This window comes from Skermanella sp. TT6 (assembly GCF_016653635.2).
GTDB lineage: Bacteria > Pseudomonadota > Alphaproteobacteria > Azospirillales > Azospirillaceae > Skermanella > Skermanella cutis.
The window spans coordinates 3,336,552-3,362,491 of sequence record NZ_CP067420.1 but is presented as its reverse complement, the minus strand read 5'-3'; the positions used below and the strand labels follow the sequence as shown (position 1 = coordinate 3,362,491).

Sequence of the window (25,940 nt, the reverse complement as noted above, 5' to 3'; positions counted from 1 at the left end):
TCCTGCTCCCGGATGAGGGGTCATGCCGCGGCTCATTGGGAAAGCGCCTTGGTGATGAACTGCTTGTCCACGAACTGCTCGAACTCCGGCTGCGATCCCAGGTTCCCCAGCGCGATCTGCACGCCGAGGCTGGTGTTCATCCCGTCCTCGGTGATGTCCACGCTCGGGGCGTAGACGCCTTCCTCGACCATCCGCTCGACCGCCGCGGCGACGACCTGGGGATCGAGGTTGGGGAACTGGCCCCGGGCGATCCGAGCCGCCTCCTGCGGGTCCCGCTGGATCATCGCCAATGCCTTCTGCAGGCCGTTCACGAAGGCCTGAGCCTTGCCGGCATCGACGTTGCTGCGCGCCATGATGGTGGAGAAGGCATAGGCGCCGTATTCCTTCGGGAAGGAATGGACCACCTTCTTGCCCTGGGCCACCGCCTGGTCGACGCCCGGCTCGTACATCACGGCCAGCGGCGCCTGGCCGCCGATGAAGGGCGCCGGCTCGGCGCCGATCTGGACCTGGGTCATGCGGACGGATTCCTGGGAAACGCCGCTTTCCTTCAGGAGCTTGAGGAACAGGGAGGTGCTGGTGGTCGGCATCATCCCGGCGACCACGGTCTGGTCGGCGAAGCTCTCGGGTCCCTTGTAGTCGAAATCCGCGTCGGCCAGGATCCAGACGGCGGCACCGTTGACCACGTTGGCGATGGTCTTGACCGGAGCGCCCTTCTCGAAGGCGATGGCCGTCCATTCCGGCCCGTGCAGCGAGAAATCAGCGCTGCCGGCGATCACCGAATTGAGCGCGGTCGGCCCCGAGCCTGCCGTCTCCTTGGTGACGTTCAGACCTTCCTCGGCGAAGAAGCCTTTTTCCATCCCGACATAGAGGGGCAGGTAGAGGAGCGACTGGAACGCCTGCGAGATGGTGACGTCCGTCTTGGCGCCGCCCTGCGCCAGCGCCGGGGTGGTGAACGAAAGCAGGGCGGCGGATGCCAGGGCTGCGACGAGTTTCTTCATGTCCAACTCCGGATGCTTGAAAGGTCGGGTAGGGGACGGGGGCCGGAGGTCAGGCCGCGACCTGCCGGGAGGTCTGCTCCTGCTTCCAGGGCAGGACGCGCCGTTCGATGAAGTTGACGAGGTGGTAGAGGGCGAAGCCCAGGATCATCAGCGAGAAGAGCCCAACCCAGACCGTGTTGAGGTCGTAGAGGTTGGACGCGGTGAAGACGAGGTGCCCCAGCCCGTGCTGGGAGGAAATGAATTCGCCGACCACCGCGCCGACCAGCGCGAAGCCGATATTGATCCGGAAGGTCGCGATGACGGCCGGAAGCGACGACGGGATCACCGCCTTGTAGAAGATCCGGTGCTTGTCGGCGCCCATGGAGGCCAGCAGCCGCTGAAGGTCCTTGTCCGAATCCCGCGCCGCCTGATAGGCGGTGATCAGTGCGACGATCGCGGTCATCGCGATGACCAGCGCGATCTTCGCGGAATAGCCGGTGCCGAACCACAGGATGATCAGGGGCGCCAGCGCGATCTTCGGCACGCTGTTGAGCGCGATCACGAAGGGTTCGACGATGCGCGCGACATTCTCCGAGTACCACAGGGACAGGCCGAGCGTCGTGCCCACGAGCGTCCCGATGGCGAAGCCGACGATGGCTTCCAGCGCGGTGTAGCCGGCATCGACGAACAGCGACCCGTCGGCGATGAAACGGCCGAAATTGGCGAAGATCCCGGACGGCTGCCCGACCAGGAAGCCGGAGATCGTGCCGGTCCTGACGCCGATCTCCCAGGCGGCGAAGAAGGCCGCCACCGCCAGCACCTGGATGCCCGCCCGGGCCAGCCCGCCGCCGGCCTCCCCCGGGGAAAAACGCGACCGGGCCCGGCCCGGCAGGGCTTTGGCCGAAGCCTGGATGCGTGAAGCGGTCATTGTCATGATGGGATCCTCAGCGTGTCGGGCCTCGGCGGGTCTGGCCTCAGCGGGTCTGGATGTCGAGTTCGCTGCACAGCAGGTTGAAATACTGGGAGAAGTGCGGGTCGCTCCGCGATTCCACGGGCGAATGGCTGGCGATGTCGATGTCGTGGACCGCCTTCACCCGCGACGGCCGCCCGCTCAGCACGACCACGCGCTTCGACAGCGCCACGGCCTCGTCCACGTCATGGGTGATCAGGATGACCGTCTTGCCGGACTTCTCCACGGCATCGACCAGCACGCCTTCCAGGTGGAGGCGGGTCTGGTAGTCGAGCGCCGAGAAGGGCTCGTCCAGCAGCAGGATGTCGGGGTCCATGACCAGCGTCCTGATCAGCGCGACCCGCTGGCGCTGCCCGCCGGACAGGGTGCTGGGATAGGCGTTCTCGAATCCGGCGAGGCCGAAGGCGGCGAGGTATTCGCGTGCCCGCTCCTGGGCGACGCGCGGGTCGACGTCGCGCATCTCCAGCCCCAGCAGGGCATTCTGGAGCACGGTGCGCCAGGGAAACAGCAGGTCCTTCTGCATCATGTAGCCGATATGGCCGCGCAGGCCGGCGACCACCTCGCCCCGGAAGCGCATGGTGCCGGCATCCGGCTCCAGCAGGCCGGCGATCATGTTGAAGATCGTGGTCTTGCCGCAGCCCGACGGCCCGATGATGCTGACGAAGTCCCGTTCATGGATCTTGAACGTCAGGTCGTTGACGACCGGTACCGTGCCCGTCCGGGTCCGGAATGACTTCGCGATGCCGGTCAGCTCCAGTTGCGTTTCTCTGTCCTGCATGATCGTCCCTCACGATGAGTCATAGACGATCTGCAGCAAAACGCATGCCAAGGCGTGTCATTCATGGATCTGATCAGGACGAAATACGAGTTCGGTTGCGATCCGACGTGTTATTATCAGTTGCGTGATCGAACAATATGGAAGCTATATTTCATGCAATTTGCCGGATCGCGTGCAGGGGATCCGAGGACTGGAACGGGAACTGACCGATCCGGCGTCTTCTGTCCAACATCGCGGCATGTGGTGCGGAAACTGGGCGCCGGATGTGCAGCGACCCCGGCCCGGCCCCCGCGGCCTTGCCGCCGCGGAGCCGGGCTTCACGTCACGCCGCCTCGAACCTGATCTTCTGGGCGCCCTGCCACAGGGCGAGACGGCCGACCTCGGGCAGGTTCTCCAGTCCCGAGGTCAGGGTGATGAAGTGGTTGCCGGCCAGCTGACCCATCTTGCTGGCGAAATGCACGCCGCCATAGGCCAGCAGGATCTCGGTCTCGCTGATCCCGCCGGGATACAGGATGATCTGTCCCGGCGCCGGGTAGCTGGTATGGTTCTCGTAGCCCACGCCGAAATCGTAGTCGCCGAGCGGGATCCAGACGCCCTCGCCGCTCCAGCGGACATGGACGACCTGGGAGTCGAACGGCAGGCGTTCGATGAAGGCGGCGCAGGTCTTCGGCGCCGCCTGGAGTTCCAGCCGCGCGTCGAAGACCATCTCGTTGATGGTGACCTTAAGCTTTTCCATGATCTCTCTTCCTCCCCGTCAGGGGGTTTGTTTCGTTCCGAGCGCCCAGCGTCCCAGCATGGCATGGATGCCCTTGCGCCGGTTCACCAATTGCGTGACGCGCAGGTCGGCGGCAAGGCTGCACAGCCGATAGGCGTCCTCCTCCGACAGCGAGGTGCGTTCGGTGATCAGCCCGATCATCTCGATCAGCGCCATGCGCGCGGCCTCGTCCAGGTCCTCGTCGAAGCCCATGGCGATGAGGTGGCCCGGCGTTTCCGCCCGGGGAAACGACAATCCCGCCCGCTTGACCAGATCGATGCGGAAGGTTCCGGTCAGGCCGGTCTCCACCGCCGTCAGGCAGACCTCCCCGTCGCCCTGGGCGGCGTGGCCGTCCCCGGCGGAGAACAGCGCGCCCTCCGTCCAGACCGGCAGGTACAGGACCGATCCTGCCGTCAGCTCCTTGTTGTCGATGTTGCCGCCGAAGGCGCCGGGAACGATCGAGGTGAGCCGCCCCAGGTGTGGCGGCGGCGCGGTGCCCATCACGCCGAAGAAGGGGCGGGCCGGGATCTCCAGCCCCCAGGGCGTCAGCACCGTCCCGGCGGCCCGGTCGATCGGCAGGTGGATCCGCCGGTGATCGGGGAACCGGTCGGGCAGGGTTCCGGCGCCCGGCCGGATCAGGTTGAAGCCCCAGTCCTCGCGCAGCGCCACGTCCAGGACCTCGATCCGGAGCGCGTCGCCCGGTTCGGCCCCCCGGACGGCGACCGGGCCGGTCATGATGTGCGGCCCCAGGTCCGGCGCGACGGCGTCATGGATGCGCCGGTGCTCGGGCCGGACCGTCATGCCGGAGCCGGCCGGCGGCAGGTCGTCCCGGCCGCCGCTCACGGTATGGATGACGACGGTGTCGCCGCCGGCGATCTCGGCGACCGGTGCCAGCGCCGCGTCGAAATGGCCCCAGTGGACCGTTCCGGGTTCGGGGAGGAGTTCGATCCGGTCGGCCATCGGCTCAGCCCCGCTCCGCGATGATCGCGACCGGTCCGCCGCCGTCCGGTCCCTGGTGCTCGGCCCCGCCGGAGACGAACAGGTCCGTCATGCCGACCGTCCCGGCCAGCACGCCGGCGACGAAGGCGCGGGCGTGCCGGGTCGCCGAGATGTCGCTGTCGTCCAGCATCGTGTGCCGCAGTCCCCGGACGTTGCCGGTCCGCGACGCCTCCGCCTTGGCGAGCACGGCCCTGACCCGCGCCCTTGCCGGCGCATCGAGCTGCCCGCTCGCACCGAGGCCCAGCCGCGCCAGCGCCGCGCGCACCGGTCCGATGTCGGCGGCGTCCCGCATCACCCCATGGTCGATGGCGAGCGGGCCGGTCCAGTCCGGGCTCATGCCGAGCACCAGGATCTCGTGGCCCATCAGCTCGATCCCCGCGGAGGTGCTGGCCCGCCCGGACCACAGGCCCATGTCCGTGCCGATGGCATCGTCGGGGATCTCCCCGATCGCCAGTTCGCCCAGCGCCGCGGCGACGCCCAGGGCGCTGGCGCCGCGCGACAGTCCCATGGACTTGAGGGTGTCGCGCGTGGCGGTGGCGCTGCCCCGGGCCTCGGCCTCGGCGACGCGGGCGGCCGTCAGCAGCGGGCATTTTATCTGCACGAAATGCACCTCGGCCGGATCGGCGATGCCCGCCCGCTCCATGGCGTCGGCAACTCCCCGGGCGACCATCTCCACCTGGGCGCGGCGGCCCAGATGCTCGGGCGGCAGGTCGGGGGTGATGGCGCTTCCCATGGCGAGCGCCGGGCCGTGCGCCGGCTCATCCGACTCCCGGCGCTCGAACACGATCCAGTGGGGGGAAAGCGCGCCCTCGGTCCCGCCGGACATGACCAGGCAGACGCGCCCGGCCGCCTCCCGCCCTACATGCCCCTGGAGGAACAGCTTGAGGCTCTGGGTCGCGAAGCCCCGGCTGAAGTCGTTGACGCAGCCGTTGCCTTCCGTCTTGCCCAGGATCGCGACGATCCCGGCCGGGTCCAGGTCGCCCGCCCGGACCAGCCGTTCCAGCCCGGCGACGTCGTCGGGGCCGGTCGTCGCGACGCGGTGGACCGCGACGCCGGGGCGAATTCCTGATGCCATGATGTCTCCTGGTCTTTCGTTGGTCATGCGGCTCAGCAGCAGGGTGCCGCCCCGAAATGACGATGCAGCGCGCGGCCCAGTTCCGGCAGCGCGGCCCGCAGGGCGTCGTTCCCGCGGATGCCGTGGCGCAGCCGGTCCAGCAGCTCGGCCTGGACGGCGTCGTGGTCGATTCCGGTGACCTTGCCCCGCCGCACGATCGTCCGTCCCGCCACGATCACCTCGGCGACATGGCCGGCGCCGGCCCGGGCGAACAGCAGGTCGCGCGGCGACAGGTCCGGCACCAGCCGGTCGGAATCCAGCTTCCCGGCGTCGAGCAGCAGCAGGTCGGCGGGCGCCCCCGGTTCGATGGCGCCGCCCTCGTCCCGCCCGGTCACCGCGGCGCGCCCGTTGGCCAGGGCGATCCGCAGCATCGCCGTCTCGTCGATCGCCGTGTCGAAACCCCAGCCGCGGTGCAGCGCGTTGGCGAGGCGCATCTCGCCCAGCGCGTCGTCGTCCTCGTCCAGCGTCAGCCCGTCCAGTCCCAAGGCGACCTTGCAGCCGCGCGCGACCATCTCGGCCACCGGCGCGATGCCCGACCGGATGCCCAGGTTGGAGCCCGTGTTGACCGCGATCGTGGCGCCTGATTCGGCGATCAGGTCCAGCTCCTCCGGCCGCGCCCAGGTGCAGTGGGCCAGGGTCAGGCGCGGCGACAGAAGTCCGATCCCCTTCAGGAAGGAGATCATTCCCTCGGGAAAGTTCCGGTCCGCCCAGTCCCGCTGGTAGCGCGTCTCCAGGCAGTGCATATGGACCCGCCGTCCGGTCCGGGCGGAGGCCTCGGCGACGGCGCGCAGCAGCCCGGGCGTGCACCACTGGACGCCGGTCGGCCCATACTGCACGTCCACCATGTCGCCGGCCGCGGCGCCGGCCACCTCCTCGACCAGGCGGATCTGGTCCTCCACGGACATCGGGGCGGTGCCGGTCCGCCGGGCGACCTCGCGGCGGGCGTCCTCCGGCAGCAGGGCCAGCACCTCCTCCGACGGGCCGTAGACCAGCGGGTTGCGGTCCTTCATCGCCACCGCGAAGCCGATCCGCACCCCGATGTCGGCGGCGGCGCGGGCGACCTCGGCGGCTTCCCGGGGCAGGGGGGTCAGCCCCTGCACCCGCGTATGGTGGACCATGACGGCTCCGGCCCCGCCCAGGGCGCTGCGGCCCAGCGAAGCGGCGGCGGCCAGATAGGGGTCCACCGCCGGCAGCAGCGCCAGGTACTGGAGCCAGAGTTCCAGCGGCTTGCCCGCCGCCCCGAAGGAACTGGACCGCACCGGCCGGCCATGGTCGTGGGCGTTGACCGGCACCGGCAGGGCGAAGAGCGGGTCGGCCTCCCCGTCGATCCCCGCGACGCCGGCGATCCGGCCGCCGTCCAGCGAGAGGCGGCACGGCCCCCGCAGGTCGTAGTCCCCGCCCTCGAGCAGGCCGATGCAGGCGATGGATCTTTCCGTCATGCCGGGCCTCAATTCCCCGCGCCGACGACGAGACGCCGGTCCCGCGGCGGCAGGAACGACCGGTCGAACACCTGCGACGGCTCGGGCTTTGCCGGCAGGTCGTAGGCCGCGGCCATCACGTCGATGGACCGCTCCAGCCGGGCGTCGTCCACGTCGCCCAGCCCGATCTCCCGCGTTTCCGGCGTGATCATCAACCGGTCGAAGGCGAACCGCAGCCGGCGTCCCTCGCTGCCGGCATCGACCAGCGGCTCGACCGCGGTCAGCGCCTTCACGCCCATGTCCGGGTCGGCCATCACGTCCTGCACCGCCCGGTTGATCGCGCGGACCAGCCCCTTCACCGCCTCCGGCTTGTCGCGGGCGAGGTCCCGGGACACCATGACGCCGTTCGAATAGAGATCCAGCCCGTGGTCCGCATAGTCCAGCCACCGGAAATCCCCGTCGGGGTCCTGTCCCTGCTGGATCAGGTTGACGTAGCTGGTCACGTTGAAGACCAGCGAGGCGTCCACCTCGCCGCGGATCAGCATCTGCTCCTGCAGGTTCGGCTGCATGTTCAGCACCTCGACCGACGGCACGGCGACGCCGTTCCGCGCCAGCAGCGCCGGAAGCAGCCGGGTCGCGGCACTGCCGGCCGGGCCGCCGACCTTGCGGCCGGCAAGGTCCTTCATGTCCTCGACCCCGCTGTCCTTCGGGGTCAGCACCGCGAAGGGCGGGCGGTTGTAGAGCTGGTAGACCATCACCGGCGCCTCGTCCGGCCTCTGCGCCGCCTGCTGGATCACGGCGTTGACGTCGCCGAACCCGGCGTCGTAGGCGCCGGACATGATGCGGGTGACCGTGGCGGCGGACCCTTCGCCCTGGTCGATCGTGACATCAAGCCCCTCGTCGCGGAAATAGCCCCTGTCACGGGCGACGAAGTACCAGGCGTGGATGCCCTGGTACTTCCAGTCCAGCGTGAAGCGGATCGGCGTCGGCTGCTGGGCCTGGGCCGGAGCGGCCTGGTGCGAAAGGACCAGGGCGAGCCCGAGTCCGGCCGTCAGGGCGGCCCGGCGGGAGATGTCGATCATGCTGTTCTCCGATGCTGTGCGCGGGCCTCAGCCCATCGCGAATTCGGTCTTGCGGTTGGCCCAGCCGGTGACGCGGCGCTCGATCAGCGAGAAGACGACGTAGAGCGCGATGCCCAGCCCGGCCAGGATGAAGAGCCCGGCGAAGACCAGCGGGACGTTGAAGTTGGACGAGGCGATCAGCATCATGTTGCCGATTCCCCGATTGGACGCGACCGTCTCGGCGATCACCGTGCCGACGAAGGACAGGGTCACCGCGACCTTGAGGGAGGCGAAAAGGTAGGGCATGGCGCGCGGCAGGCCGACGTTCAGCAGGATGTCGCGCTTGGTCGCCTTCATGGTGCGCAGCACGTCCTCCAGCTCCGGCTCGGTGGTCGCCAGCCCCGTCGCCATGTTCACCACCACCGGGAAGACCGAGATGATCATCGACGTGAGCACCGCCGGCACCGTCCCGGCGCCGAACCACAGCACGAAGATCGGCACCACCGCCACCTTGGGGATGGACGAGAAGCCCACCAGCAGGGGGAACGCCACGTTGTAGGCCAGCCTGGACGAGCCGATCAGCATCCCGATCAGCACCCCGGCGGAGACGCCGAGCGCGAACCCGACCAGCGTGGTGTAGAGCGTCTGCACCGCGTGCGGCATCAGGGCGGGCCAGCGCTCCACCAGCACCAGGACGATCTGGGACGGGCGGGGCAGGACGTATTCGCTGATGCCGAACAGCAGGCAGGCGACCTCCCACACGACGAAGACGCCCGCGATCAGGGCGGCGGACGCGATCTTCTCCCGGTCCAGGCCGTTCATGGCGTACCTCCGGCCGCGGTGCGGGCCTCGACGATCAGGGTCCGCAGCTTGTGGGTCAGGTTGGTGAATCCGGGCTGGTAGGTCGTGTCCAGCGTGCGGGGGCGGGCGAATCCCACCGGCTCGTCCACCAGGATCCGCCCGGGCCGGGCGCTCATCACCACGATGCGGTTGGCCAGGAAGGCGCTCTCCCGCAGGTCGTGGGTGACCAGGAGCACGGTCGGCTTGCCGTCGATCCACAGGGTCTGGAGGATGTCCCAAAGCTCCTCCCGGGTGAACTGGTCCAGCGCGCCGAACGGCTCGTCCAGCAGCAGCAGGTTGGGCTCGTGGATCAGCGCCCGGCACAGCGAGGCGCGCTGCTGCATGCCGCCGGAAAGCTGCCAGGGATACTTGCCGCCGAAGCCGCCCAGGCCGACCTTGGCGAGCAGGGCCTCGGCCCGGTCGCGGTACTCGCCGTGCCGCTTGCGCTTCCACTCCGCCCGGAAGGGCTGCACGATCTTGAGCGGCAACATGACGTTGTCGCGGATGCTCAGCCAGGGCAGCAGGGTCGGGTTCTGGAAGGCCATGCCGATCCGCACGTCCTGCGCCCCGACCTCCCGCCCGGCCACGAAGACGTGGCCGCCGGACGCCTTCAGCAGGTCGCCGACCAGCTTCAGGATCGTGCTCTTGCCGCAGCCCGACGGCCCGACCAGGGCGATGAAGTCGCCCTCCTCGGCCTGGAGCGAGATCTCGGCCAGGGCCTGGGTGGCGCTCGGTCCCTTGCCGTAGGAGACGGTGACCCGTTCCAGCTCGATGAACAGCCTGCGCGGGGGCCGCGGGTCCGGTTCCGGCACCGTCGGCACCGGAACCAGCGCGGGTGATTTCGCCGTTTTCATGGGTGTCCTCGGATCCGTCTTCACTCGGCCGCCCGGGCCGGCGGAAGGGTGCGGGTGATCGCCGCGGTGGTTTCCTCGACGTGGCGGGGCTGCGGCTCGGGCATGGACTGGATGCGGCCGACCGACAGGCCCCATCCGACGGAATCCTCGACCAGCCGGCGGTCGCGCATGACGAAGCGGCCGCGCACCAGGGTGTGCACCGGCGCCCCCACGGTCTCGAACCCCTCGAACGGCGTGATCCTGCCGCGGGAATGCAGCGCCTCGGCCCGGATCGTCTCGCGCCGGGCCATGTCCACCAGCGCCAGGTCGGCATCGGCGCCGGGGACGATCGCGCCCTTGCGGGGATGTAGGCCGAACGCCTTCGCCGGCGCCGTCGAGGACAGCCGGACATAATCGCTCAGCGACAGCCGGCCGGCGTTCACCTGGGTCAGCATCAGCGCCATCTGGGTCTCGACGCCGGGGAAGCCGCAATCGGCCGTCCAGATGTCGTCGCGCACCTTCTCCGCGGGGTCGTGCGGCGCGTGGTCGGTCGCGATCATGTCGATCGTGCCGTCGCGCAGGCCCTCCCACAGGGCCCGCTGGTGGTGCTGTTCGCGGACCGGCGGGTTGACCCGGATGATCGAGCCCAGGTCCCCATAGGCCCGCTCGTCGAACAGCAGGTAGTGCGGGCAGGTCTCGCCGGTGATGTCCACCCCGCGCGCCTTCGCCTCCCGCAGCGGCCTCAGCTCGTCGCCGGAGGAGATGTGCAGGACATGGATGCGGGCGCCGGTCCATTCCGCCAGGATCGCGGCGCGCGACACCGCCTCGGTCGCGACCACGGCGGGGCGCGACGCCAGGTGGGCCAGCGGGTCGCGCCGGCCGGCGGCCATCAGCTTCCGCTGGCGCCACGCCATAATGGAGGCGGTCTCGGCGTGGAGCGAGATGCGCAGCCCGTGCCGCGCGATGATCTCGAAGCCTTCCAGCATGGCCCCGGTGGAGGGCGAGGGCAGGTTGCCGAACGTATTGCCCATGAAGCACTTGAACGCGGCGACGCCGCCCGCGACCAGGCCGTCGAGCTGGTCCAGGTTGTCCTCGGCCAGCAGGCCGTACAGGCCGTAGTCCACGTGCGCCTTCGCCGCCGCCCGCTGCTTGATCCCCAGCGCCTCGACGGTGCCGGTCGGCGGGTCGGTGTTGGGCATCTCGAAGACGGTGGTGACCCCGCCCATGGCCGCCGCGGCGGTGCCGGTCCGCCAGTCCTCCTTGTGGGTGTAGCCCGGTTCGCGGAAATGGACGTGGGCGTCGATCGCGCCGGGCAGCAGGTGCAGGCCGGTCGCGTCGAAGGTCTCCCGCGCGGCCGGCATGGACTCGTCGGCGCCGACAGCCAGGATGCGGCCGTCCTTGACGGCGACGGCGCCCCTGAAGCCGGCCTGCTCGGTGACGATGGTGCCGCCCGTGATGACGAGGTCGGCGAGGGTCTTCGCGGTTTCCATGATCCTGTCGTCCTGTGTCAGAGGGAGGCCCAGCCGCCGTCGACCGGCAAATCGACGCCGGTGATCTGGCGGGCCGCGTCGCTGGCGAGGAAGAGGCACGCCTTGGCCACGTCCTCGCCGGTGGAGACCCGGCGCAGCGCGTAGTCGGCGGCGTGCCGCTCGGCCGCCTCCTCCTCGGTGATGCCCAGCCGCCGGGCCATCTCCGGCACGACCTTGCCGCGGAAGCGCGGCCCCTCGACCATGCCGGGCGCCACGCAGTTGACGTTGACGTTGTAGGGGCCGGCCTCCAGGGCGAAGGACTTGGTGATGCCGCGCAGGCCCCACTTGGACGCCGAATAGGCCATCCGGCCGGCCCGGCCGCGCATCCCGAACGTGCCGCCCACGTTGACGACCTTGCCGTAGCGCTGGTCGATGAAGGTCGGCATGACGGCGCTCATGGTGTTGAAGCAGCCCGCCATGTTCAGCTCGACGATCTCGTCGAACTCCTCGCGGGTGGTCTCCCAGCCGGTCTTGCCGACCGGGCCGGAGCCGCCCGCCACGTTGACCAGAACGTCGATCCGGCCGAACGCCGCGAGCGTCCGCTCGGCCGCCCCGGCGCAGTGCGCCCCGTCGGTGATGTCGCAGGGGATCACGATCGCCTCCGCGCCCAGCGCCCGGACCTTGGCGGCGACCGGCTCGATCGCGTCGAGGTCGCGCCCGACCAGCGCCAGCCGGCAGCCCTCGGCGGCGAAGGCCAGGGTGACGGCCTCGCCCATTCCTTTCGCGGGGCCGGTGATCATCACGACCCGCGATTTCAGACCCAGTTCCATGGTTCTTCTTCTGGTTATTGCTTGATGACGGAGGTCGGCCGCTCGGACAGCGGCGGCAGATAGGCGTCGGTGAAGACCGCGGACGGATCCGGGGTGTTCTCCAGCCCGTTCGCCTCGACCACCATGTCGATGGCGCGCTTCAGGCGTTCGTCGTCCACGTCGCCCAGGCCGATCGCGGCGATCTCGGGATGGTTCATCTCCATCCGCAGGGTGGCGACGGTCCGCTCGATCTCGACCTTCTCGTTCAGCAGCGGCTCGCGCTTCATCACGGCCGCGACCGAGCCGGCGGGGTCGGCGATCATGTCCTTGGCCGCGCGGTTGATCGCCCGGACCAGGCCCTTCACCGCGTCCCCGTTCCGGTCCAGGAACGGCTTGGACACGACGACCGCGTTGGAATACAGGTCCATCCCGTAATCGCCGTAATTGATGAAGCGGAAATCCTTGTCCGGGTCCATGCCGGCGCTCTTGGCGCTGAAGGCGATGGTGTTGACGTAGCCGAAGACCCCGTCCACCTGCCCGCGCTGGAGCATCTGTTCCCGCAGGTTCGCCTGCATGTTCGTGACGGTGACCTTGCCGGCGTCGATGCCGGCGACCTGGGCGAAGGCGGGAAACAGCTTCAGCGCCCCGTCGTTGGCGGGGCCGCCGATGGTCCTGCCTTCCAGGTCCGCGGGCGTCCGGATCGGGCCGTCGGCCTTGACCGCGATCGTAAAGGGCGGCGTGTTGTACATCATGAAGACGGCGACCGGCGCCTCGTCGGGCGACCTGGCCGCCAGGGTGATCAGCGCGTTCACGTCGCCGAACCCGGCGTCGTAGGCTCCCGTCGCCACCTTGGTGACGGAGGCGGCCGAGCCCTCGCCCTGGTCGATGGTGACGTCCAGCCCCTCCGCCTTGAAGTATCCCTTGTCCTCGGCGATGAAGAACAGCGCCTGCGGTCCCTGGTATTTCCAGTTGAGAACCATCTTGACCGGTGTCTGGGCGGATGCCGCGCCGGCCAGGCCGACCGCCCCGACCAGGGCGCCCGCCAGAACCGCGGGCCATTGGCTGATGACGCTGCGCATGTGGCCTGTTCCTCCTATGGGGTGGGAAGGGGAGAATGCCCGTCGTCCGGACGCAGACGACGCTATGCGCGATCCGATGGCGCCTCAAACGCCGTTTTCCTGTTAGGGTGTAGACGAAAAGTCTACACAGCGGGGTATGCCGGTATGAGGCACATGCGGATCTGGCGCTACGTGGACGAGGCGGCGAAGTACGGCTCGCTGCGCAAGGCCGCCGAACAGCTCAACGTGACGCCGTCGGCGCTCCAGCGCCGCATCCAGGACGTGGAGGAGGATCTGGGCGCCGCCATCTTCGAGCGCTCGGCCCACGGGATCCGGCTGACCGCCGCGGGGGAGAGCTTCATCCGCTGGGTGCGCACCCAGTCGGCCGACCTGGAGCGGGTCCGCTCGCATATCGAGGACCTGTCCGGCATGAGGCGCGGCCATGTCCGGATCGCGTGCAGCCAGGCGCTGGTGAACGACTTCCTGCCCCGCCAGATCTCGGAATTCCGGGAGCGGTTCCCGCTGGTCAGCTTCCAGATCTCGGTGGTGGACCAGGCATCGGCGATCCGCATGCTGCGGGAATACGAGACGGACCTCGCGATCATCTTCAGCCCGCGCCGGACGCCGGAATTCCAGCCGCTGATGACCCTGGGCCAGCGGGTGGTCGCGATCGTCGCCGCCGGCCATCCGCTGGCCGCCAGGAAGGTCGTGCGCCTGCGCGACTGCGCGCGGTATCCGATCGCCCTGCCGGACGGCAGCTTCGGCACCCGCGCCATCCTGGACGACCTGCTGGCCGTCAGCTCCGCCAAGCTGCCGGTGGAGCTGGAGTCCAACTCGTTCGAGATGCTGCGCAACCTGGCGCGGTCCGGCAGCGTGGTGACTTTCCAGATCGAAATCGGCGCCCCGGTGCCGGAAACGGATCCCGGCCTCGTGGCGCTTCCCCTGAGCGACGTGGAAATGGCCCACGGCCCGCTGGTGTTGGGCCAGCAGCGGGGCCGCACCCTGCCGGTCGCGACCGCCAAGTTCGCCGAGCAGCTTGCGCGCCGGCTCGACGACGCCCGGATGAAGCCGCAGCCGGCCTGAGGCTTCCCGACACCCCGGGACAGCGGTGCCGCGTCAGTCGGGGCTCGACCCCCGCCGCGGCACCGATTCCAGGAACTCCCGCAGTTCCGCAGCATAGAACCGGGCCATGGCCGTCGTGCCGTGGCCGCGCGTCTCGTCGCTGGCCGGGATCAGGAACAGGCGGCCGTTCCTGACATGCTTCATCGCCGCTTCCGTTACGCCGGTTTCCGGCGGGTTGCGCTCGTCATCGGCCGCGTTGATGAAGAGCAGGGGCGCCGTGATCCGGTCCAGGAGCGGCGTAGGGTTGTATTCTCCCGAGGACTCCCACGCATAGATGAAGTCGTTGGCATCGGCGTTGAACTGCACCGCCAGCCGCTCCTCGACCATCCTGTCCGCCATCTCGCGCGTCGGGGCCAGCTTCTGGTAAGCCAGGGTGCCGCCGCTGGTGGCCGTGGCGTAGAACACGTTGGCCAGCCTCATCGCCTTCGGCTGCTCGGCGTAGTCGCCATCGTTATAGCCGGGGTCCTGGCGGATCATCTCGATCATCAGCCGCCGCAGCATCCAGTTGCGGGCCGCCATCTCGGTCGGCTGGGACGCCATGGGCACCAGCGCGTCCATATAGTCGGGATACTTGCCGCCCCAGATCCAGGTATGCATGCCGCCCATGGAGTTGCCCATGATCACGCGGACATGCTCCAGGCCGAGTCCCTCGGTGAGCAGCCGATGCTGCCCTTCGACCATGTCCTCGGAACTGTATTTCGGGAACTTCGCTCTCAGGCCATCGGACGGCTTCGTGGATTTGCCGTGGCCGATCGCGTCCGGCAGGATGATGAAATACTTCTTCGCGTCCAGCGGCTGGCCCTCTCCGAACAGTTCGCCGGCGAAGGCGGGCGTCAGCATGCCGGCGCCCGACCCTCCGGTTCCGTGAAGCACCACGACGGGCTCGCCGGAGGGTTCGCCGACCGTCCGGTAGTGCAGGCGCACCTCCGGCAGGACCTCGCCGGTATGGAACTTGAAGTCCTTCGCGACGAACGTGGCCTCCTTCGCCGCCGGATAGTCCGCTGCGCCGGCCGCGAAGGAGACGAACGACAGGGCCGCGCCTGCCGCGGCGTAGATCAGCGATCTGAAGACCTTCATGGCGACCTCCCCTTTTCTTGTTCAAGTTCTTCCCATGTGCAGGACCGGCCTGTGATCGCTCCGCCTGCATACGCGCATCATCACCTTGCGCGTGCATGGACACAAGCGACCTCGACGTTCGGTCACGATGGCCGGGATCCTGCGCCGGGGAGGGCAGGAAGAGCTTGAGGGGAGGCAGGGAAACATGCGGATCCGGTAACCCTGCACGACGATCCTGATCGGTTCGCCGTAGGTCGGCCTCGGCCGAAGGACGACGCCGACCCATCGAAAGGAGCCGCCCGTTCGGCACCGTCTCCCGGGAACCGGCGCGTCGTGCCGGTTCCCGGGAGATCCGAACCCTGAGCCGTCAGGACTTGCCGAGATCGAAGCGGTCCAGCTCCATCACCTTGGTCCAAGCCGCGACGAAGTCCCTGGCGAAACGCTCCTGCGCGTCGCCCGCCCCATAGACCTCGGCGATGGCGCGCAGTTCGGAATTGGCGCCGAAGGCGAGATCGACCCGGGTGGCGGTCCACTTCGCCTCGCCCGTGGCGCGGTCCCGCCCCTCGAACAGCATCTCATCCTCGGACAGGGGCTTCCACACCGTTCCCATGTCGAGCAGGTTGACGAAGAAGTCGGTGGTCAGAGCGCCCGGCCGCGACGTGAAGACCCCGTGCTTCGCATCGCCATGGTTGGCCCCCAGCACGCGCAGGCCGCCGATCAGCACCGTCATTTCCGGCGCGGTCAGCGTCATCAGCTGCGCCTTGTCCACCATCATCTCCTCGGGCGAGACCGGGACCTCGCGCTTGAGGTAGTTCCGGAAGCCGTCGGCGACCGGCTCCATCACCGAGAAGGAATGGACATCCGTCTGCTCCTGCGTCGCGTCGGTGCGGCCGGGGGTGAACGGAACCTCCACCGCGACGCCGCCTTCCTTCGCGGCCTGCTCGACCGCGGCCGAGCCGCCGAGCACGATCAGGTCGGCCAGCGAGACCTTCTTGCCGCCCGGGGCCGAGGCGTCGAACTCCGCCTTGATGCCTTCCAGCACGCCGAGCACCCTGGCAAGCTGCGCCGGCTCGTTGGCCTCCCAGTCCTTCTGCGGGCCGAGGCGGATGCGCGCCCCGTTGGCACCGCCGCGCCGGTCCGACCCGCGGAAGGTGTTGGCCGACGCCCAGGCGGTCCGGACCAGTTCCGCGGTCGAAAGGCCGGAAGCGAGGATCCTCGCCTTCAGCCCGGCGATGTCCTGCGCATCGACCAGCGGGTGATCGACGGCCGGCACCGGATCCTGCCAGATCAGGTCCTCGTCCGGAACCTCCGGGCCGAGATAGCGGACGCGCGGTCCCATGTCCCGGTGGGTGAGCTTGAACCAGGCGCGGGCGAAGGCGTCGGCGAACTCCGCCGGATTCGCATGGAACCGCCGGGAGATCGGCTCGTAGATCGGGTCCATGCGCATGGCCATGTCGGCGGTGGTCATCATCAGCCGGACCCGCTTGCCCGACCCGTCCACCTCCGGCGCGTGGTCCTTCTCCTCCAGTTCCTTCGCCGCCCACTGCCAGGCGCCGGCGGGGCTTTTCACCAGCTCCCACTCGTAGCCGAACAGGACGTCGAAATAGCCGTTGTCCCACGTCGTCGGGTTCGGGGTCCACGGTCCCTCGATGCCGCTGGTGATCGTATGGACGCCCTTGCCGCTCTCGAAGGTGCTCTGCCAGCCCAGCCCCGCCATCTCGATCGAGGCGCCCTCGGGCTCGCGGCCGACAAGGCCGGGATCGCCCGCGCCGTGGGCCTTGCCGAAGGTGTGGCCGCCGGCGACCAGGGCCACCGTCTCCTCGTCGTTCATCGCCATCCGGGCGAAGGTCTCGCGGATGTCGCGGCCGGAGGCGACCGGGTCGGGCTCGCCGTTCGGGCCCTGCGGGTTGACGTAGATCAGGCCCATCTGCACCGCGGCCAGCCGGTTCTCCAGCACCCGGTCGCCGGTGTAGCGCATGTCGCCCAGCCACTCGGCCTCGGGACCCCACCAGATGTCCTCGCCCGGCTCCCAGGTGTCCGCGCGGCCGCCGCCGAAGCCGAAGGTCTTGAAGCCCATGGATTCCAGCGCGCAGTTGCCGGCGAGGATCATCAGGTCGGCCCAGGAGATCCGGCTGCCGTACTTCTGCTTGATCGGCCAGAGCAGCCGCCGCGCCTTGTCCAGGTTGCCGTTGTCCGGCCAGCTGTTCAGCGGGGCGAAGCGCTGCCCGCCGGACGAGGCGCCGCCGCGCCCGTCATAGGTGCGGTAGGTCCCGGCGCTGTGCCACGCCATGCGGATGAACAGCGGACCGTAGTGGCCGTAATCCGCGGGCCACCAGTCCTGGCTGTCGGTCATCAGGGCGTAAAGATCCCGCTTCAGCGCCTGAAGGTCCAATTTCTTGAACTCCTCGACGTAGTCGAACCCTTTCCCCATGGGATCGCTGAGGGAAGAGTGCTGGCGCAGGATCCGCAGATTGAGCTGATTGGGCCACCAATCCCGGTTCGACCGGAACACTGTGGGCGTGCGCTTCTGGCTTCCGCCCGTGAAGGGGCAGGCGATATCGTCCGGCATGCTTGAACCTCCCTTTGCTACCTCGTTTAGCACATGCTTCTTGCCCGGTGCCGTTGTGCGGCATTCTCGATTGACAGAACCGGCAGCCGGCAGCCTGGAATGACGATGAAAGCGGTGGCATGCCGTCCCGGGTAGCCCGAACCGGCCCCCGTGGCGGGGCATCCCCGGCATATCCGCTTCAGTGTATTCCCGCTCGGACCTCCAGCCACCTTCGTACAATGAACTGAAAATGCTGCCGAACGACGATTCATTCAAGCCTGTCGGAAGCCGAGCCGGGCGACAGCCGCAAAATAAGGTTGCGATGAAGGGGGGCAGAGGAAATGTGGTCGGAGTGATCAGCCCAACGTTGAGGCGTGGCTTGGGGTCCTGGAAGCATGTAGGACCGGACAGCCTGGAGATGCCTGAGCGTAACGAGTGCCATGGCAAGGACAGGAGCGCCTATAAGGAGCGCCGGCAACTGATCGAGGCATCTTCCCGTTGAGGCGCGCGCATAATCCCCGAGCGCACCACACTCGACGTGCGTTGTATTCCCGGCGGCGAGGGAGAGTGCCGCCGGGAGCTTCGAAGGCGAGCCCTTGAGGAGGACTCGAACTCACGCGCTACCGGCGGTCCCGTCGGGACCGGTCAGCAACGCCATGAGTTACCGTTCGATGGCGGTTTTCTCCTCCAACGGCGCCGATCGTACCCGCGCAGTGATCGGTCAGGTGGACGGCGTGCCAATGGCCGCCATCCACGACGCTCTTCTCGTTCCATTCTGTGTCGCCTGATCAAGACCCGCTGCCAATCATTGAAGCCGTCTTCAATCAGTTCAACGGCCCACCCGCACGCACGGGGAAGGCCCGGCTTTGGAACGCCCGGTTGGAATTCCGGAACACATGAAGATAGACGTACTTCCGCGGCCGCTTCTAAACCTTGTCCTGTGCTAGAGATGGTCCGGTCACGATACACCGTTCTTTCCTGAACCGTTGGAATCATCGTTCAGATACTCTCAATCGGAGGAGGACAAGGTGTTTTTCATGCAAGACCACCATGGCTTTTCGCCGTCCCATCACGCGCCCGGCCATCGTTACCGTTCGTGGGACGGTCGTGATGATTGCCAGTACCGGGATCATCACGACGGGCGCGGGCCGAAGTTCCACCATGACAAGGTCGAAATCGGCCATGTGTCGGGTAGGGCCACCGCCGACTGGTGGGAATGGGTGCTGTCCTATCCGGAGGCCGAGAACCCGCAACTCGATACCACGGGCGAGTTGGCGGATCTCGGCGATTTCGGCCGCACCTTCTTCGTCGCCGGCACCTTCAGCGGCGATGTCGAGCGAAGCTTCTCCGTGGATTACGGCCAGACGCTGGTCATTCCCTTGATCAACGTCGTGAGCTTCGCGACAGAACCGGACGATACCGCGGCCTCCCTGCGCGAGGATGCCGCCGAATTCATCGACGCGGTCGAGGATCTGACGCTGATCATCGACGGCAAGGTCTATTCCGACGAGAAGCTGTTCGATTTCCGGACGAAATCGACTGTTTTCGATGCCATCGTGCCCGAAGGCGGCGTCCTTCCCGCAGGCACTTACGATCCCGTGGTGTCCGACGGCTACTGGATCAAGGTGAAGGGGCTATCGCCCGGAGAGAACACGATAGAGTTCGGCGGCTCGCTGACCGACGACGAAGGCAACACCTTCGAAGTCAACATCACCGATAACGTCACGGTCGTCGCGGACAGGCACTGGTCGGACTGGTCGTGACGAACGATCCGGTTGAACAGGCCGTGGCGACAGGCTCTTCCTGAACCGCGAACAGGCGCCTCATAAGCAGAAAACCAGCCGATCCATGGGATCGGCTGGTTTTTCAAATGGTAGCGGAGGAGGGATTTGAACCCCCGACACAAGGATTATGATGATGCGTGTGTTACTAATAGTTTCTGTGACTTAGGGCCATTTTTCTGGGAATTTCCTGGAATCTCAGCATGTCTCATTTAATGCTACTTCGGAGCAATCCGTCAATTGGGTGTGTCGCCTGATTATTAGACGCGTATTGGGCCGCGTTGTCATTTGAAGCTGAATAACCTGCACCGGCGGTCTGAAGATCCCCGAGGGAGGATCGCGCCGTTGACACGACCACGGCGGGGGGGCTCGGTCGCTCTGCTTGGCGGTCACCTTGAGCGGCAGATCCTTCGTTTAGCCTGACCATAACGTCAAGCTCTCGAGGCCGGATCATCGGACCCGACGGACTTAGCCGGACCGTAAGTCGGCCATACCGATCAACACCGCGGCGTTCGGATGCTTAAAGCGGTTGGACTCCGCTGCAAGCATTTCGTCGGCTACAGAGCGAATCTTCTCCATCGTGGCTTTGCGCTGTTCGGGCGGGGTGTTGGGCCATGCCTGCGATGCTTGGTGAGCGTTAAGCCATTCGCTGAAGTAGGATGGATAGGGCTGTGCCTTGCCATCCACATCAACATGTACCGGCAAGAATGTCTCGCTCGTAACCTTACCCTGGTCGTTCTGCCAACGAAGGCGAAATGCTCCGAGAACGCCTGCTTCGGGGCCGGCGGCACATGCATAGCGGCCATCAAACTCCTGTGACTTGGCAAACGCAATCAGATGTTTGAAGAACTCGGACTCGAAATCGAGAAGGAACGCGCCGCGCGCGCGTTCCGTCCGCAAGCGACGGTACGCGGTAACCTGCAGGCGTTCACGATTGCCGAACTCCGGGAACTGCCCGACAAGTGTGGAAGGCAGACGGATGTCCAGGACGCGCCCACCGTGTTGGCGACCCTCAATCCTGATGTCGAGATAAGGCGCCAATCCTTCGACCAACTGCTGAACGTGTTCGGCGCCCAACCCAAAAGTGCCCTGGAGTGCATTGGGATCGTAACGTGACGCATTGCTGAGGATCTCGGATTGCAGCTTCTGGGCGGCGCGCGCCCGCTCCAGGGCGCGGTTGATCTGTTCCTTGGTGTGCCCAAGATCGAAATCCTTCGCGTGTTCCAGGATCTCCGTGAGGTCGATCTGCTCAAGCAGCTCGCCGAGGATTTCCGTATGCAGGCGGTCATGGAACTCACCCCCGACCGGGGCCATGTCCGATACGATCTGCTCGACCCTCTGATACATCAAGGACAGCGCCGAGTTGTCGAAAGTGTCTTCGGCATGCAGGTTGAAGACGACCACCCGGTTTTCCTGGCCGTAGCGGTAAAGGCGGCCGATGCGCTGGACCAGGCGACTTGGATTCCAGGGCAGATCGTAGTTCACCATGACATGGCAGGCGCGGTGCAGGTTGATGCCCTCGCCGCCGGCCTCGGTCGAGATCAAGAAGGGCACCGTCTCGTTGAAGGCATCAATGGCCTCCAACTTGTCATCCAGGCTCATGCTGCCATTGATGAGGAGCGGGGCGGGTAGGTGGGGATAGCGTCTGGCGATCTGCTCCTGTAAGTAGGCCTGTGTCGCCCGGTACTCCGTGAACACCAGGAGCTTCTTGCCTTCCCGTATCAGCGGATCCACCACTTCCGTAAGGAACTTTTCCAGTTTGCTATCGGCTTGCCGCACTTGGCGTGCAAGGGTGATAAGCTGATCGATCAAGGCTGACTCGTCGTCGAAGAACTCCTCTACGCCGCCGACGAACAGCAATTCCAGGCTATCTTGATCGTCACCACCTTCGACCACGTCATCCAAACTCCAATCCCGCTCTTCGTGAAGCTTGCGTTCTGCGATCCGGCCAAGCAGGCGTTGTTTGCGGCGCTCCAGCGCCGCACCGATGGCCGCAATGCTGGACGACGCCAGCTTTCGGTAAGTGGTCATCACGAAGCCGATGGCCCGACCAATGTTCCCCCGACCTTCACCGGCGCTGTACCCCTGCTTAAGGTATGAGCTGAGCCGGTCGTTGAACCTTTCCATCTCACGGGAAAGCGGGATCGGAACGCGGTGGCTCTGCTGTCCACGGAAAATGAATTGGCCGTCGCTGTTTGTGACCTCGGATTTCCGGTTACGGAGGATCAGGTCCGCGACGATTTCCTTGTTCATCTCAAGCATGGCGAGCTGTTCGCTCAGGTCCGGTCGGATGAGTTCCAGCAGCGAGATGAAGCGGTCCTGCTTGCCTTGGTGCGGTGTCGCGGTGAGCAGGATGAGCGCATCTGTCTTCTTGCGCAGTGTTTCGGCAAGCCGGTAGCGCTCCGCGCGTTCGCCGGATGCGGTCTTCGTCAGCTTATGTGCCTCATCGAAGATGATGATGTCCCAGCTGCCTGCCGCCCGAAGCTTTTCCAGGTGATCGTCGCGCTTCAGCAGGTCGATCGAACCGACGACATGGTCGTAGCGTTTCCAATCCTCAAGGTCGTTGATGAAGAAGTCGCGCCCGTAGATGGCATAGTCCTGATCGAACTTCCGCCGCATCTCCTCCTTCCATTGGCGAGTCAGTCCGGCCGGCGTCACGATCAGGACCCGCCGTGCCATCCCGCGACGTTTCGTAAGCGATGCGAGTGCACCCTTCTTCCCGGAACCGGGTCTGTGAGCGAGATTACGCGCGGGTTCACGGAGCACGGAGGGGGCGATGGAGGATGGCGTCAGGCTTCATCCCAGGCTTGAAGCCATGGATGAAGACGGGCCGTATCGGCGGGTCGAGGTGATCACGGGACGGTGTCAACGGCGCGTGTGGACGGCACAGGAGAAGGCGCGCATCGTGGCGGAGAGCGCGGTGCCGGGCGCCAACATCTCCGAGGTCGCGCGGCGGAACGGGGTGAACCGCGGCCTGCTCACGGTCTGGCGCCGGGAGGCAGGTGCGGTCCCGGAAGCGACCCCGGCGCAGACGCCGCTGTTCGTTCCGGTCACGGTGGTCGAGGAGCCTGCGCCCGCTCCTCCGCGGGACCGGCGTCAAGCATCCCGGGAGACGGCGCCGGGCCGGATCGAGATGGATCTGCGCAGCGGGCGGCTGGTGTTCCACGGCGCCGTCGATCCCGGCCTCGCCGCGGCGGTCGTCGCGGCCGCCCGAGGGCGGGGATGATCACGCCGCGTCCCGGCCTCAAGGTCGTGCTCGCCACGCAGCCGATCGATTGTAAGCGATGCGAGCGGACCCTTGGCCTTTGGCTGCGTGATCACCGCATGGATCGGTTGCGGCGGGCCTTGAAGTGTTCGCGCAACTCCAGGATGGCCTTGGCTACGGCCGGGACGTCGGCCTCGGCGATGGCCGCCGTGCCGAACAGCACGGGGCCCAGGGCCTGGAACGGAGCATGTTCCGGTTTGCCCGGGTTGGTCACGCTCTTCCAGGCGCGCGGCGCCAGCCGGGTGGCCACCAGGAACCCGAGGGACCAGAAGATCGGGTCCAGCCCTCCTGCGTGGTGCGGCGCCAGATGCGGCCGGTACAGGCCGGGGAACTGCGCCATCGTCTCCGACAGGCGGTTATGGTGGTCCGCCACGGCCTGGACGGCCCGGTGCTCCCGGCTGCTCTCCGCGGCGAGCAGGGCGTGGTCGCCCAGCAGGTCGCCGAGCCAGATCCGCGGATCGAGGAACTTCGGCCCGATCAGCACGGCGGTCAGGTAGCCGTCGAGGCCGTCCAGCCGCGACACCGGCGCCGCCCGGCCCCGCTGGTACGCTTCGAGCTCCTCCGCGTCCTGCATCGCCCTGGGCGCCGCCGGTCCGGTCTGCGCAGCGGGCTCGGCCGTCATGCCGCCCGGACCGTCCCGGCATCGGCGCCCCGCTCGGCTTTCCATGCCCACGGCAGCAGGCGGTCGAGATCGTTGGCCTTCACGGCACCCGACACGATGCGCTCCAGCACGTCGGCCAGGTAGGAGAACGGGTCGAGGCCGTTCAGCCTGGCGCTGTTGATCAGCGAGGCGAGGATCGCCCAGTCCCGGCCGCCCGCCGCGGAGCCGGCGAACAGGGCGTTCTTGCGGCCCAACCCGATCGGGCGCATCAGTCTCTCCACGGTGTTGGTATCCACCTCGATGCGGCCGTCCTCGAGGAAGGCGACCAGCCCGTCCCAGTGACCCAGGGTGTAGGAGATCGCCTTGGCCAGGCTCGACTGGCCGGAGATCTCCGCCCGCACCGCCATCAGCCGGACCTTCAGAGCTTCCAGGATCGGCCGGGACCGGTCCTGCCGGACCCGCAGGCGGGTCTCCGCCGTCGTGCCGCGGATGCGTGCCTCGATGGCGTAGACCTCACCGAGGCGCCCGATCACTTCCCGCGCCACCTCCGACCGGGTCGTCCTGAACACCGCCACGAACTTGCGGCGGGCATGGCTCAGGCAGAAGACGAGCCGGATCGTCGCCCGCCTCCGGCGGCGGACAAGCGCCTTGTAGGCCACATAGCCGTCCACCTGGAGAAGCCCGTCGAAGCCCGCCAGCTGGTCCTGGATCGCCGCCGTGTCCCGCCCCTCGGCGAACACGTAGCCGACCGCCGGTCGGGCCGGTCCCTGCCAGGGGCGGTCGTCCACCGCCTGGGCCCACAGCTGGCAGATCCTGGTGCGGCCCCGTCCGGGATCCAACCGGGGCAACGGCGTCTCGTCGCAGAACACCCGCTCCTGGGATCGGATGTAGAGCAGCAGCCGCTCGTACAGCGGCTTCAGCCACCACGCCGCCCGGCGAACCCAGAACACCAGCGTCGTCCGGTCCAGCGCGATGCCCTGGCCGGCGAACATCCGGGACTGCCGGTACAGCGGCAGGTGCCAGGCGAACTTCGCCACCACCACGTGGGCGACCAGCGCGGTGGTGGCCATGCCGCCGTCCACCACGCGCGGCCTGGCGGCGGCCTGGACCAGGGTGCCGCGGCAGCATCGGCAGGCATACTTCGGCCGGATGGTGCGCAGGACGCGCACAAGGGCCGGGATCACGTCCAGCGCCTCGGCGACGTCCTCGCCGATCCGGTGCATCGGCCCGGCGCAGCACGGGCACGCGGTGCTCTCCGGCTCGATAGTCGTCTCGACCCGCGGCAGATGCCGGGGCAGAGCTCCGACATTCCGGTTCGCCGGACGGCGCGGGTGCCGCCCCGGCTTCCCGGACGTGCGGTCCGCGTTGTCGTTGGCGGCCGGAGCCGCCTCGACGGCGAGGTCGCCGAGATCGAGGACGCCCTGCTCCGGGTCGATCATCGCGGCCCTCTCCGACTTCGCCCCGAAGATCATCGCCTTCAGGGTCTTCACCTGCGCCTGCAGATCCGCGTTCCTGGCCTCCAGATCACGGATGATCCGGACCAGTTCGGCGGGGTCTGCGGGGAGCGGGTCGGGAGGCTCGGCCATGCCCCGGAGCATACCGCAAAAGCCGGCAGCATCCCAGACGGATCAACGCCTTCAGCCCATCCACCGGGGCGTCTTCACGGGTGGCGGCGCGGCCGCGCGCCACTCCAGTCCGTCGAGCAGCAGCGCGAACTGGACCGCGCTCAGCCGGACCGCGCCGTCCCGGACCGGCGGCCAGGGGAATCCGCCGTCCTCCAGCCACTTCGTTGCGAGGATCAATCCGCTACCGTCCCAAACCAGGAGCTTGAGCCGGTCCTTGCGCTTGGAGCGGAAGACGAAGACGTCACCGCAGTAGGGATCCGCCTTCAGCGCCTCGGCCACCAGGGCGACCAGGCCGTGGACCCCTTTGCGGAAATCGATCGGCTGCGTGGCGAGCACGACCTTGAGGCCGGGACGCGGCGTGATCATCCCCGCCCTCGGGCGGCCGCGACGACCGCCGCGGCGAGGCCGGGATCGACGGCGCCGTGGAACACCAGCCGCCCGCTGCGCAGATCCATCTCGATCCGGCCCGGCGCCGTCTCCCGGGATGCTTGACGCCGGTCCCGCGGAGGAGCGGGCGCAGGCTCCTCGACCACCGTGACCGGAACGAACAGCGGCGTCTGCGCCGGGGTCGCTTCCGGGACCGCACCTGCCTCCCGGCGCCAGACCGTGAGCAGGCCGCGGTTCACCCCGTTCCGCCGCGCGACCTCGGAGATGTTGGCGCCCGGCACCGCGCTCTCCGCCACGATGCGCGCCTTCTCCTGTGCCGTCCACACGCGCCGTTGACACCGTCCCGTGATCACCTCGACCCGCCGATACGGCCCGTCTTCATCCATGGCTTCAAGCCTGGGATGAAGCCTGACGCCATCCTCCATCGCCCCCTCCGTGCTCCGTGAACCCGCGCGTAATCTCGCTCACAGACCCG

23 protein-coding genes are annotated in these 25,940 nt (G+C 67.8%); 3 read left to right on the top strand and 20 right to left on the bottom strand.

The window, feature by feature from the left end:
* Nucleotides 1–32 precede the first annotated feature (32 nt).
* The 13 genes from IGS68_RS15885 to IGS68_RS15825 form a co-directional block, all read right to left on the bottom strand.
* Entirely contained in the window at nucleotides 33–998 is a 966-nt protein-coding gene (locus IGS68_RS15885; protein WP_201070971.1) for an ABC transporter substrate-binding protein, read from the bottom strand.
* A 49-nt stretch (nucleotides 999–1,047) separates the two neighbouring features.
* On the bottom strand, nucleotides 1,048–1,911 hold the full coding sequence (locus IGS68_RS15880; RefSeq protein ID WP_201070968.1) for an ABC transporter permease: 864 nt from the start codon (nucleotides 1,909–1,911) through the stop codon (nucleotides 1,048–1,050).
* Nucleotides 1,912–1,951: 40 nt separating this feature from the next.
* Entirely contained in the window at nucleotides 1,952–2,725 is a 774-nt protein-coding gene (locus IGS68_RS15875) for an ABC transporter ATP-binding protein (protein ID WP_201070965.1), read from the bottom strand.
* Between the two features lie 322 nt (nucleotides 2,726–3,047).
* Nucleotides 3,048–3,461, bottom strand: coding sequence for a DUF3830 family protein (locus IGS68_RS15870; RefSeq protein ID WP_201070963.1), 414 nt, complete (start codon nucleotides 3,459–3,461; stop codon nucleotides 3,048–3,050).
* 18 nt (nucleotides 3,462–3,479) lie between these two features.
* Entirely contained in the window at nucleotides 3,480–4,439 is a 960-nt protein-coding gene (locus IGS68_RS15865; protein WP_201070960.1) for an acetamidase/formamidase family protein, read from the bottom strand.
* Between the two features lie 4 nt (nucleotides 4,440–4,443).
* On the bottom strand, nucleotides 4,444–5,553 hold the full coding sequence (atzD, locus tag IGS68_RS15860) for a cyanuric acid amidohydrolase (RefSeq protein WP_201070957.1): 1,110 nt from the start codon (nucleotides 5,551–5,553) through the stop codon (nucleotides 4,444–4,446).
* A 32-nt stretch (nucleotides 5,554–5,585) separates the two neighbouring features.
* Nucleotides 5,586–7,031, bottom strand: coding sequence for an amidohydrolase family protein (locus IGS68_RS15855; RefSeq protein WP_201070953.1), 1,446 nt, complete (start codon nucleotides 7,029–7,031; stop codon nucleotides 5,586–5,588).
* 8 nt (nucleotides 7,032–7,039) lie between these two features.
* Nucleotides 7,040–8,092 carry an ABC transporter substrate-binding protein gene (locus IGS68_RS15850; RefSeq protein ID WP_201070946.1) on the bottom strand — a complete coding sequence of 351 codons (1,053 nt, stop codon included), beginning with the start codon at nucleotides 8,090–8,092 and terminating at the stop codon, nucleotides 7,040–7,042.
* A 27-nt stretch (nucleotides 8,093–8,119) separates the two neighbouring features.
* A complete protein-coding gene (locus IGS68_RS15845; protein WP_201070943.1) occupies nucleotides 8,120–8,893 on the bottom strand; it encodes an ABC transporter permease in 774 nt (257 codons plus the stop codon).
* Complete coding sequence (locus tag IGS68_RS15840; protein ID WP_201070939.1) at nucleotides 8,890–9,765, bottom strand: ABC transporter ATP-binding protein; 876 nt, start codon at nucleotides 9,763–9,765, stop codon at nucleotides 8,890–8,892. Before IGS68_RS15840 ends, IGS68_RS15845 begins: the two co-directional genes overlap by 4 nt.
* A 20-nt stretch (nucleotides 9,766–9,785) precedes the next feature.
* On the bottom strand, nucleotides 9,786–11,234 hold the full coding sequence (allB, locus tag IGS68_RS15835) for an allantoinase AllB (protein WP_201070937.1): 1,449 nt from the start codon (nucleotides 11,232–11,234) through the stop codon (nucleotides 9,786–9,788).
* A gap of 17 nt (nucleotides 11,235–11,251) precedes the next feature.
* Entirely contained in the window at nucleotides 11,252–12,043 is a 792-nt protein-coding gene (locus tag IGS68_RS15830) for an SDR family NAD(P)-dependent oxidoreductase (protein WP_201070935.1), read from the bottom strand.
* 14 nt (nucleotides 12,044–12,057) lie between these two features.
* Nucleotides 12,058–13,101, bottom strand: coding sequence for an ABC transporter substrate-binding protein (locus IGS68_RS15825; RefSeq protein WP_201070932.1), 1,044 nt, complete (start codon nucleotides 13,099–13,101; stop codon nucleotides 12,058–12,060).
* Nucleotides 13,102–13,254: 153 nt separating this feature from the next.
* On the opposite strand from IGS68_RS15825, the gene IGS68_RS15820 reads away from it, so the two are divergent.
* The gene (locus tag IGS68_RS15820; RefSeq protein WP_201070930.1) at nucleotides 13,255–14,163 is read left to right on the top strand and encodes a LysR family transcriptional regulator; all 909 of its coding nucleotides are present in this window, start codon (nucleotides 13,255–13,257) and stop codon (nucleotides 14,161–14,163) included.
* 33 nt (nucleotides 14,164–14,196) lie between these two features.
* On the opposite strand, the gene IGS68_RS15815 is transcribed toward IGS68_RS15820, so the two are convergent.
* Together IGS68_RS15815 and katG are read right to left on the bottom strand one after the other, a co-directional pair.
* Nucleotides 14,197–15,279, bottom strand: coding sequence for an alpha/beta fold hydrolase (locus IGS68_RS15815; RefSeq protein ID WP_201070927.1), 1,083 nt, complete (start codon nucleotides 15,277–15,279; stop codon nucleotides 14,197–14,199).
* Between the two features lie 346 nt (nucleotides 15,280–15,625).
* Entirely contained in the window at nucleotides 15,626–17,827 is a 2,202-nt protein-coding gene (gene katG / locus IGS68_RS15810; protein WP_201070924.1) for a catalase/peroxidase HPI, read from the bottom strand.
* A gap of 1,007 nt (nucleotides 17,828–18,834) precedes the next feature.
* Between katG and IGS68_RS15805 the strand changes: the two genes are divergently transcribed.
* A complete protein-coding gene (locus tag IGS68_RS15805) occupies nucleotides 18,835–19,569 on the top strand; it encodes a hypothetical protein (RefSeq protein ID WP_201070921.1) in 735 nt (244 codons plus the stop codon).
* Between the two features lie 486 nt (nucleotides 19,570–20,055).
* On the opposite strand, the gene IGS68_RS15800 is transcribed toward IGS68_RS15805, so the two are convergent.
* The gene (locus IGS68_RS15800; RefSeq protein WP_201070918.1) at nucleotides 20,056–22,266 is read right to left on the bottom strand and encodes a DEAD/DEAH box helicase; all 2,211 of its coding nucleotides are present in this window, start codon (nucleotides 22,264–22,266) and stop codon (nucleotides 20,056–20,058) included.
* Nucleotides 22,267–22,402: 136 nt separating this feature from the next.
* Here IGS68_RS15800 and tnpA (IGS68_RS15795) point away from each other — a divergent pair, with 136 nt between their 5' ends.
* Complete coding sequence (tnpA, locus tag IGS68_RS15795) at nucleotides 22,403–22,813, top strand: IS66-like element accessory protein TnpA (RefSeq protein WP_201070912.1); 411 nt, start codon at nucleotides 22,403–22,405, stop codon at nucleotides 22,811–22,813.
* 91 nt (nucleotides 22,814–22,904) lie between these two features.
* Here the strand turns inward: tnpA (IGS68_RS15795) and IGS68_RS15790 are convergent, their stop codons facing one another.
* From IGS68_RS15790 to tnpA (IGS68_RS15775), 4 genes are read right to left on the bottom strand one after another with little or no spacing between them, the layout of a single operon-like run.
* Nucleotides 22,905–23,474 carry a YecA/YgfB family protein gene (locus tag IGS68_RS15790; RefSeq protein WP_247880890.1) on the bottom strand — a complete coding sequence of 190 codons (570 nt, stop codon included), beginning with the start codon at nucleotides 23,472–23,474 and terminating at the stop codon, nucleotides 22,905–22,907.
* Nucleotides 23,471–25,039, bottom strand: coding sequence for an IS66 family transposase (gene tnpC / locus IGS68_RS15785; RefSeq protein ID WP_201070909.1), 1,569 nt, complete (start codon nucleotides 25,037–25,039; stop codon nucleotides 23,471–23,473). Before tnpC ends, IGS68_RS15790 begins: the two co-directional genes overlap by 4 nt.
* Nucleotides 25,040–25,090: 51 nt before the next feature.
* Nucleotides 25,091–25,444: an IS66 family insertion sequence element accessory protein TnpB gene (tnpB, locus tag IGS68_RS15780; RefSeq protein ID WP_201070915.1), complete on the bottom strand. Its 354-nt coding sequence runs from the start codon at nucleotides 25,442–25,444 to the stop codon at nucleotides 25,091–25,093.
* Nucleotides 25,441–25,851, bottom strand: a complete 411-nt coding sequence (tnpA, locus tag IGS68_RS15775; RefSeq protein WP_201070912.1) for an IS66-like element accessory protein TnpA — start codon at nucleotides 25,849–25,851, stop codon at nucleotides 25,441–25,443. Before tnpA (IGS68_RS15775) ends, tnpB begins: the two co-directional genes overlap by 4 nt.
* Nucleotides 25,852–25,940 lie beyond the last annotated feature (89 nt).

Coding starts and splice junctions, on each gene's coding strand:
- IGS68_RS15825 (WP_201070932.1), bottom strand. CDS start 13,101: ATGCGCAGCGTCATCAGCCAATGGCCCGCGGTTCTGGCGGGCGCCCTG.
- tnpC (WP_201070909.1), bottom strand. CDS start 25,039: ATGGCCGAGCCTCCCGACCCGCTCCCCGCAGACCCCGCCGAACTGGTC.
- IGS68_RS15790 (WP_247880890.1), bottom strand. CDS start 23,474: ATGACGGCCGAGCCCGCTGCGCAGACCGGACCGGCGGCGCCCAGGGCG.
- IGS68_RS15880 (WP_201070968.1), bottom strand. CDS start 1,911: ATGACAATGACCGCTTCACGCATCCAGGCTTCGGCCAAAGCCCTGCCG.
- IGS68_RS15815 (WP_201070927.1), bottom strand. CDS start 15,279: ATGAAGGTCTTCAGATCGCTGATCTACGCCGCGGCAGGCGCGGCCCTG.
- IGS68_RS15885 (WP_201070971.1), bottom strand. CDS start 998: ATGAAGAAACTCGTCGCAGCCCTGGCATCCGCCGCCCTGCTTTCGTTC.
- IGS68_RS15840 (WP_201070939.1), bottom strand. CDS start 9,765: ATGAAAACGGCGAAATCACCCGCGCTGGTTCCGGTGCCGACGGTGCCG.
- tnpB (WP_201070915.1), bottom strand. CDS start 25,444: ATGATCACGCCGCGTCCCGGCCTCAAGGTCGTGCTCGCCACGCAGCCG.
- IGS68_RS15850 (WP_201070946.1), bottom strand. CDS start 8,092: ATGATCGACATCTCCCGCCGGGCCGCCCTGACGGCCGGACTCGGGCTC.
- atzD (WP_201070957.1), bottom strand. CDS start 5,553: ATGGCATCAGGAATTCGCCCCGGCGTCGCGGTCCACCGCGTCGCGACG.
- katG (WP_201070924.1), bottom strand. CDS start 17,827: ATGCCGGACGATATCGCCTGCCCCTTCACGGGCGGAAGCCAGAAGCGC.
- IGS68_RS15870 (WP_201070963.1), bottom strand. CDS start 3,461: ATGGAAAAGCTTAAGGTCACCATCAACGAGATGGTCTTCGACGCGCGG.
- tnpA (WP_201070912.1), top strand. CDS start 22,403: ATGGATGAAGACGGGCCGTATCGGCGGGTCGAGGTGATCACGGGACGG.
- IGS68_RS15800 (WP_201070918.1), bottom strand. CDS start 22,266: ATGGCACGGCGGGTCCTGATCGTGACGCCGGCCGGACTGACTCGCCAA.
- IGS68_RS15820 (WP_201070930.1), top strand. CDS start 13,255: ATGCGGATCTGGCGCTACGTGGACGAGGCGGCGAAGTACGGCTCGCTG.
- IGS68_RS15855 (WP_201070953.1), bottom strand. CDS start 7,031: ATGACGGAAAGATCCATCGCCTGCATCGGCCTGCTCGAGGGCGGGGAC.
- IGS68_RS15830 (WP_201070935.1), bottom strand. CDS start 12,043: ATGGAACTGGGTCTGAAATCGCGGGTCGTGATGATCACCGGCCCCGCG.
- IGS68_RS15845 (WP_201070943.1), bottom strand. CDS start 8,893: ATGAACGGCCTGGACCGGGAGAAGATCGCGTCCGCCGCCCTGATCGCG.
- IGS68_RS15875 (WP_201070965.1), bottom strand. CDS start 2,725: ATGCAGGACAGAGAAACGCAACTGGAGCTGACCGGCATCGCGAAGTCA.
- tnpA (WP_201070912.1), bottom strand. CDS start 25,851: ATGGATGAAGACGGGCCGTATCGGCGGGTCGAGGTGATCACGGGACGG.
- allB (WP_201070937.1), bottom strand. CDS start 11,234: ATGGAAACCGCGAAGACCCTCGCCGACCTCGTCATCACGGGCGGCACC.
- IGS68_RS15865 (WP_201070960.1), bottom strand. CDS start 4,439: ATGGCCGACCGGATCGAACTCCTCCCCGAACCCGGAACGGTCCACTGG.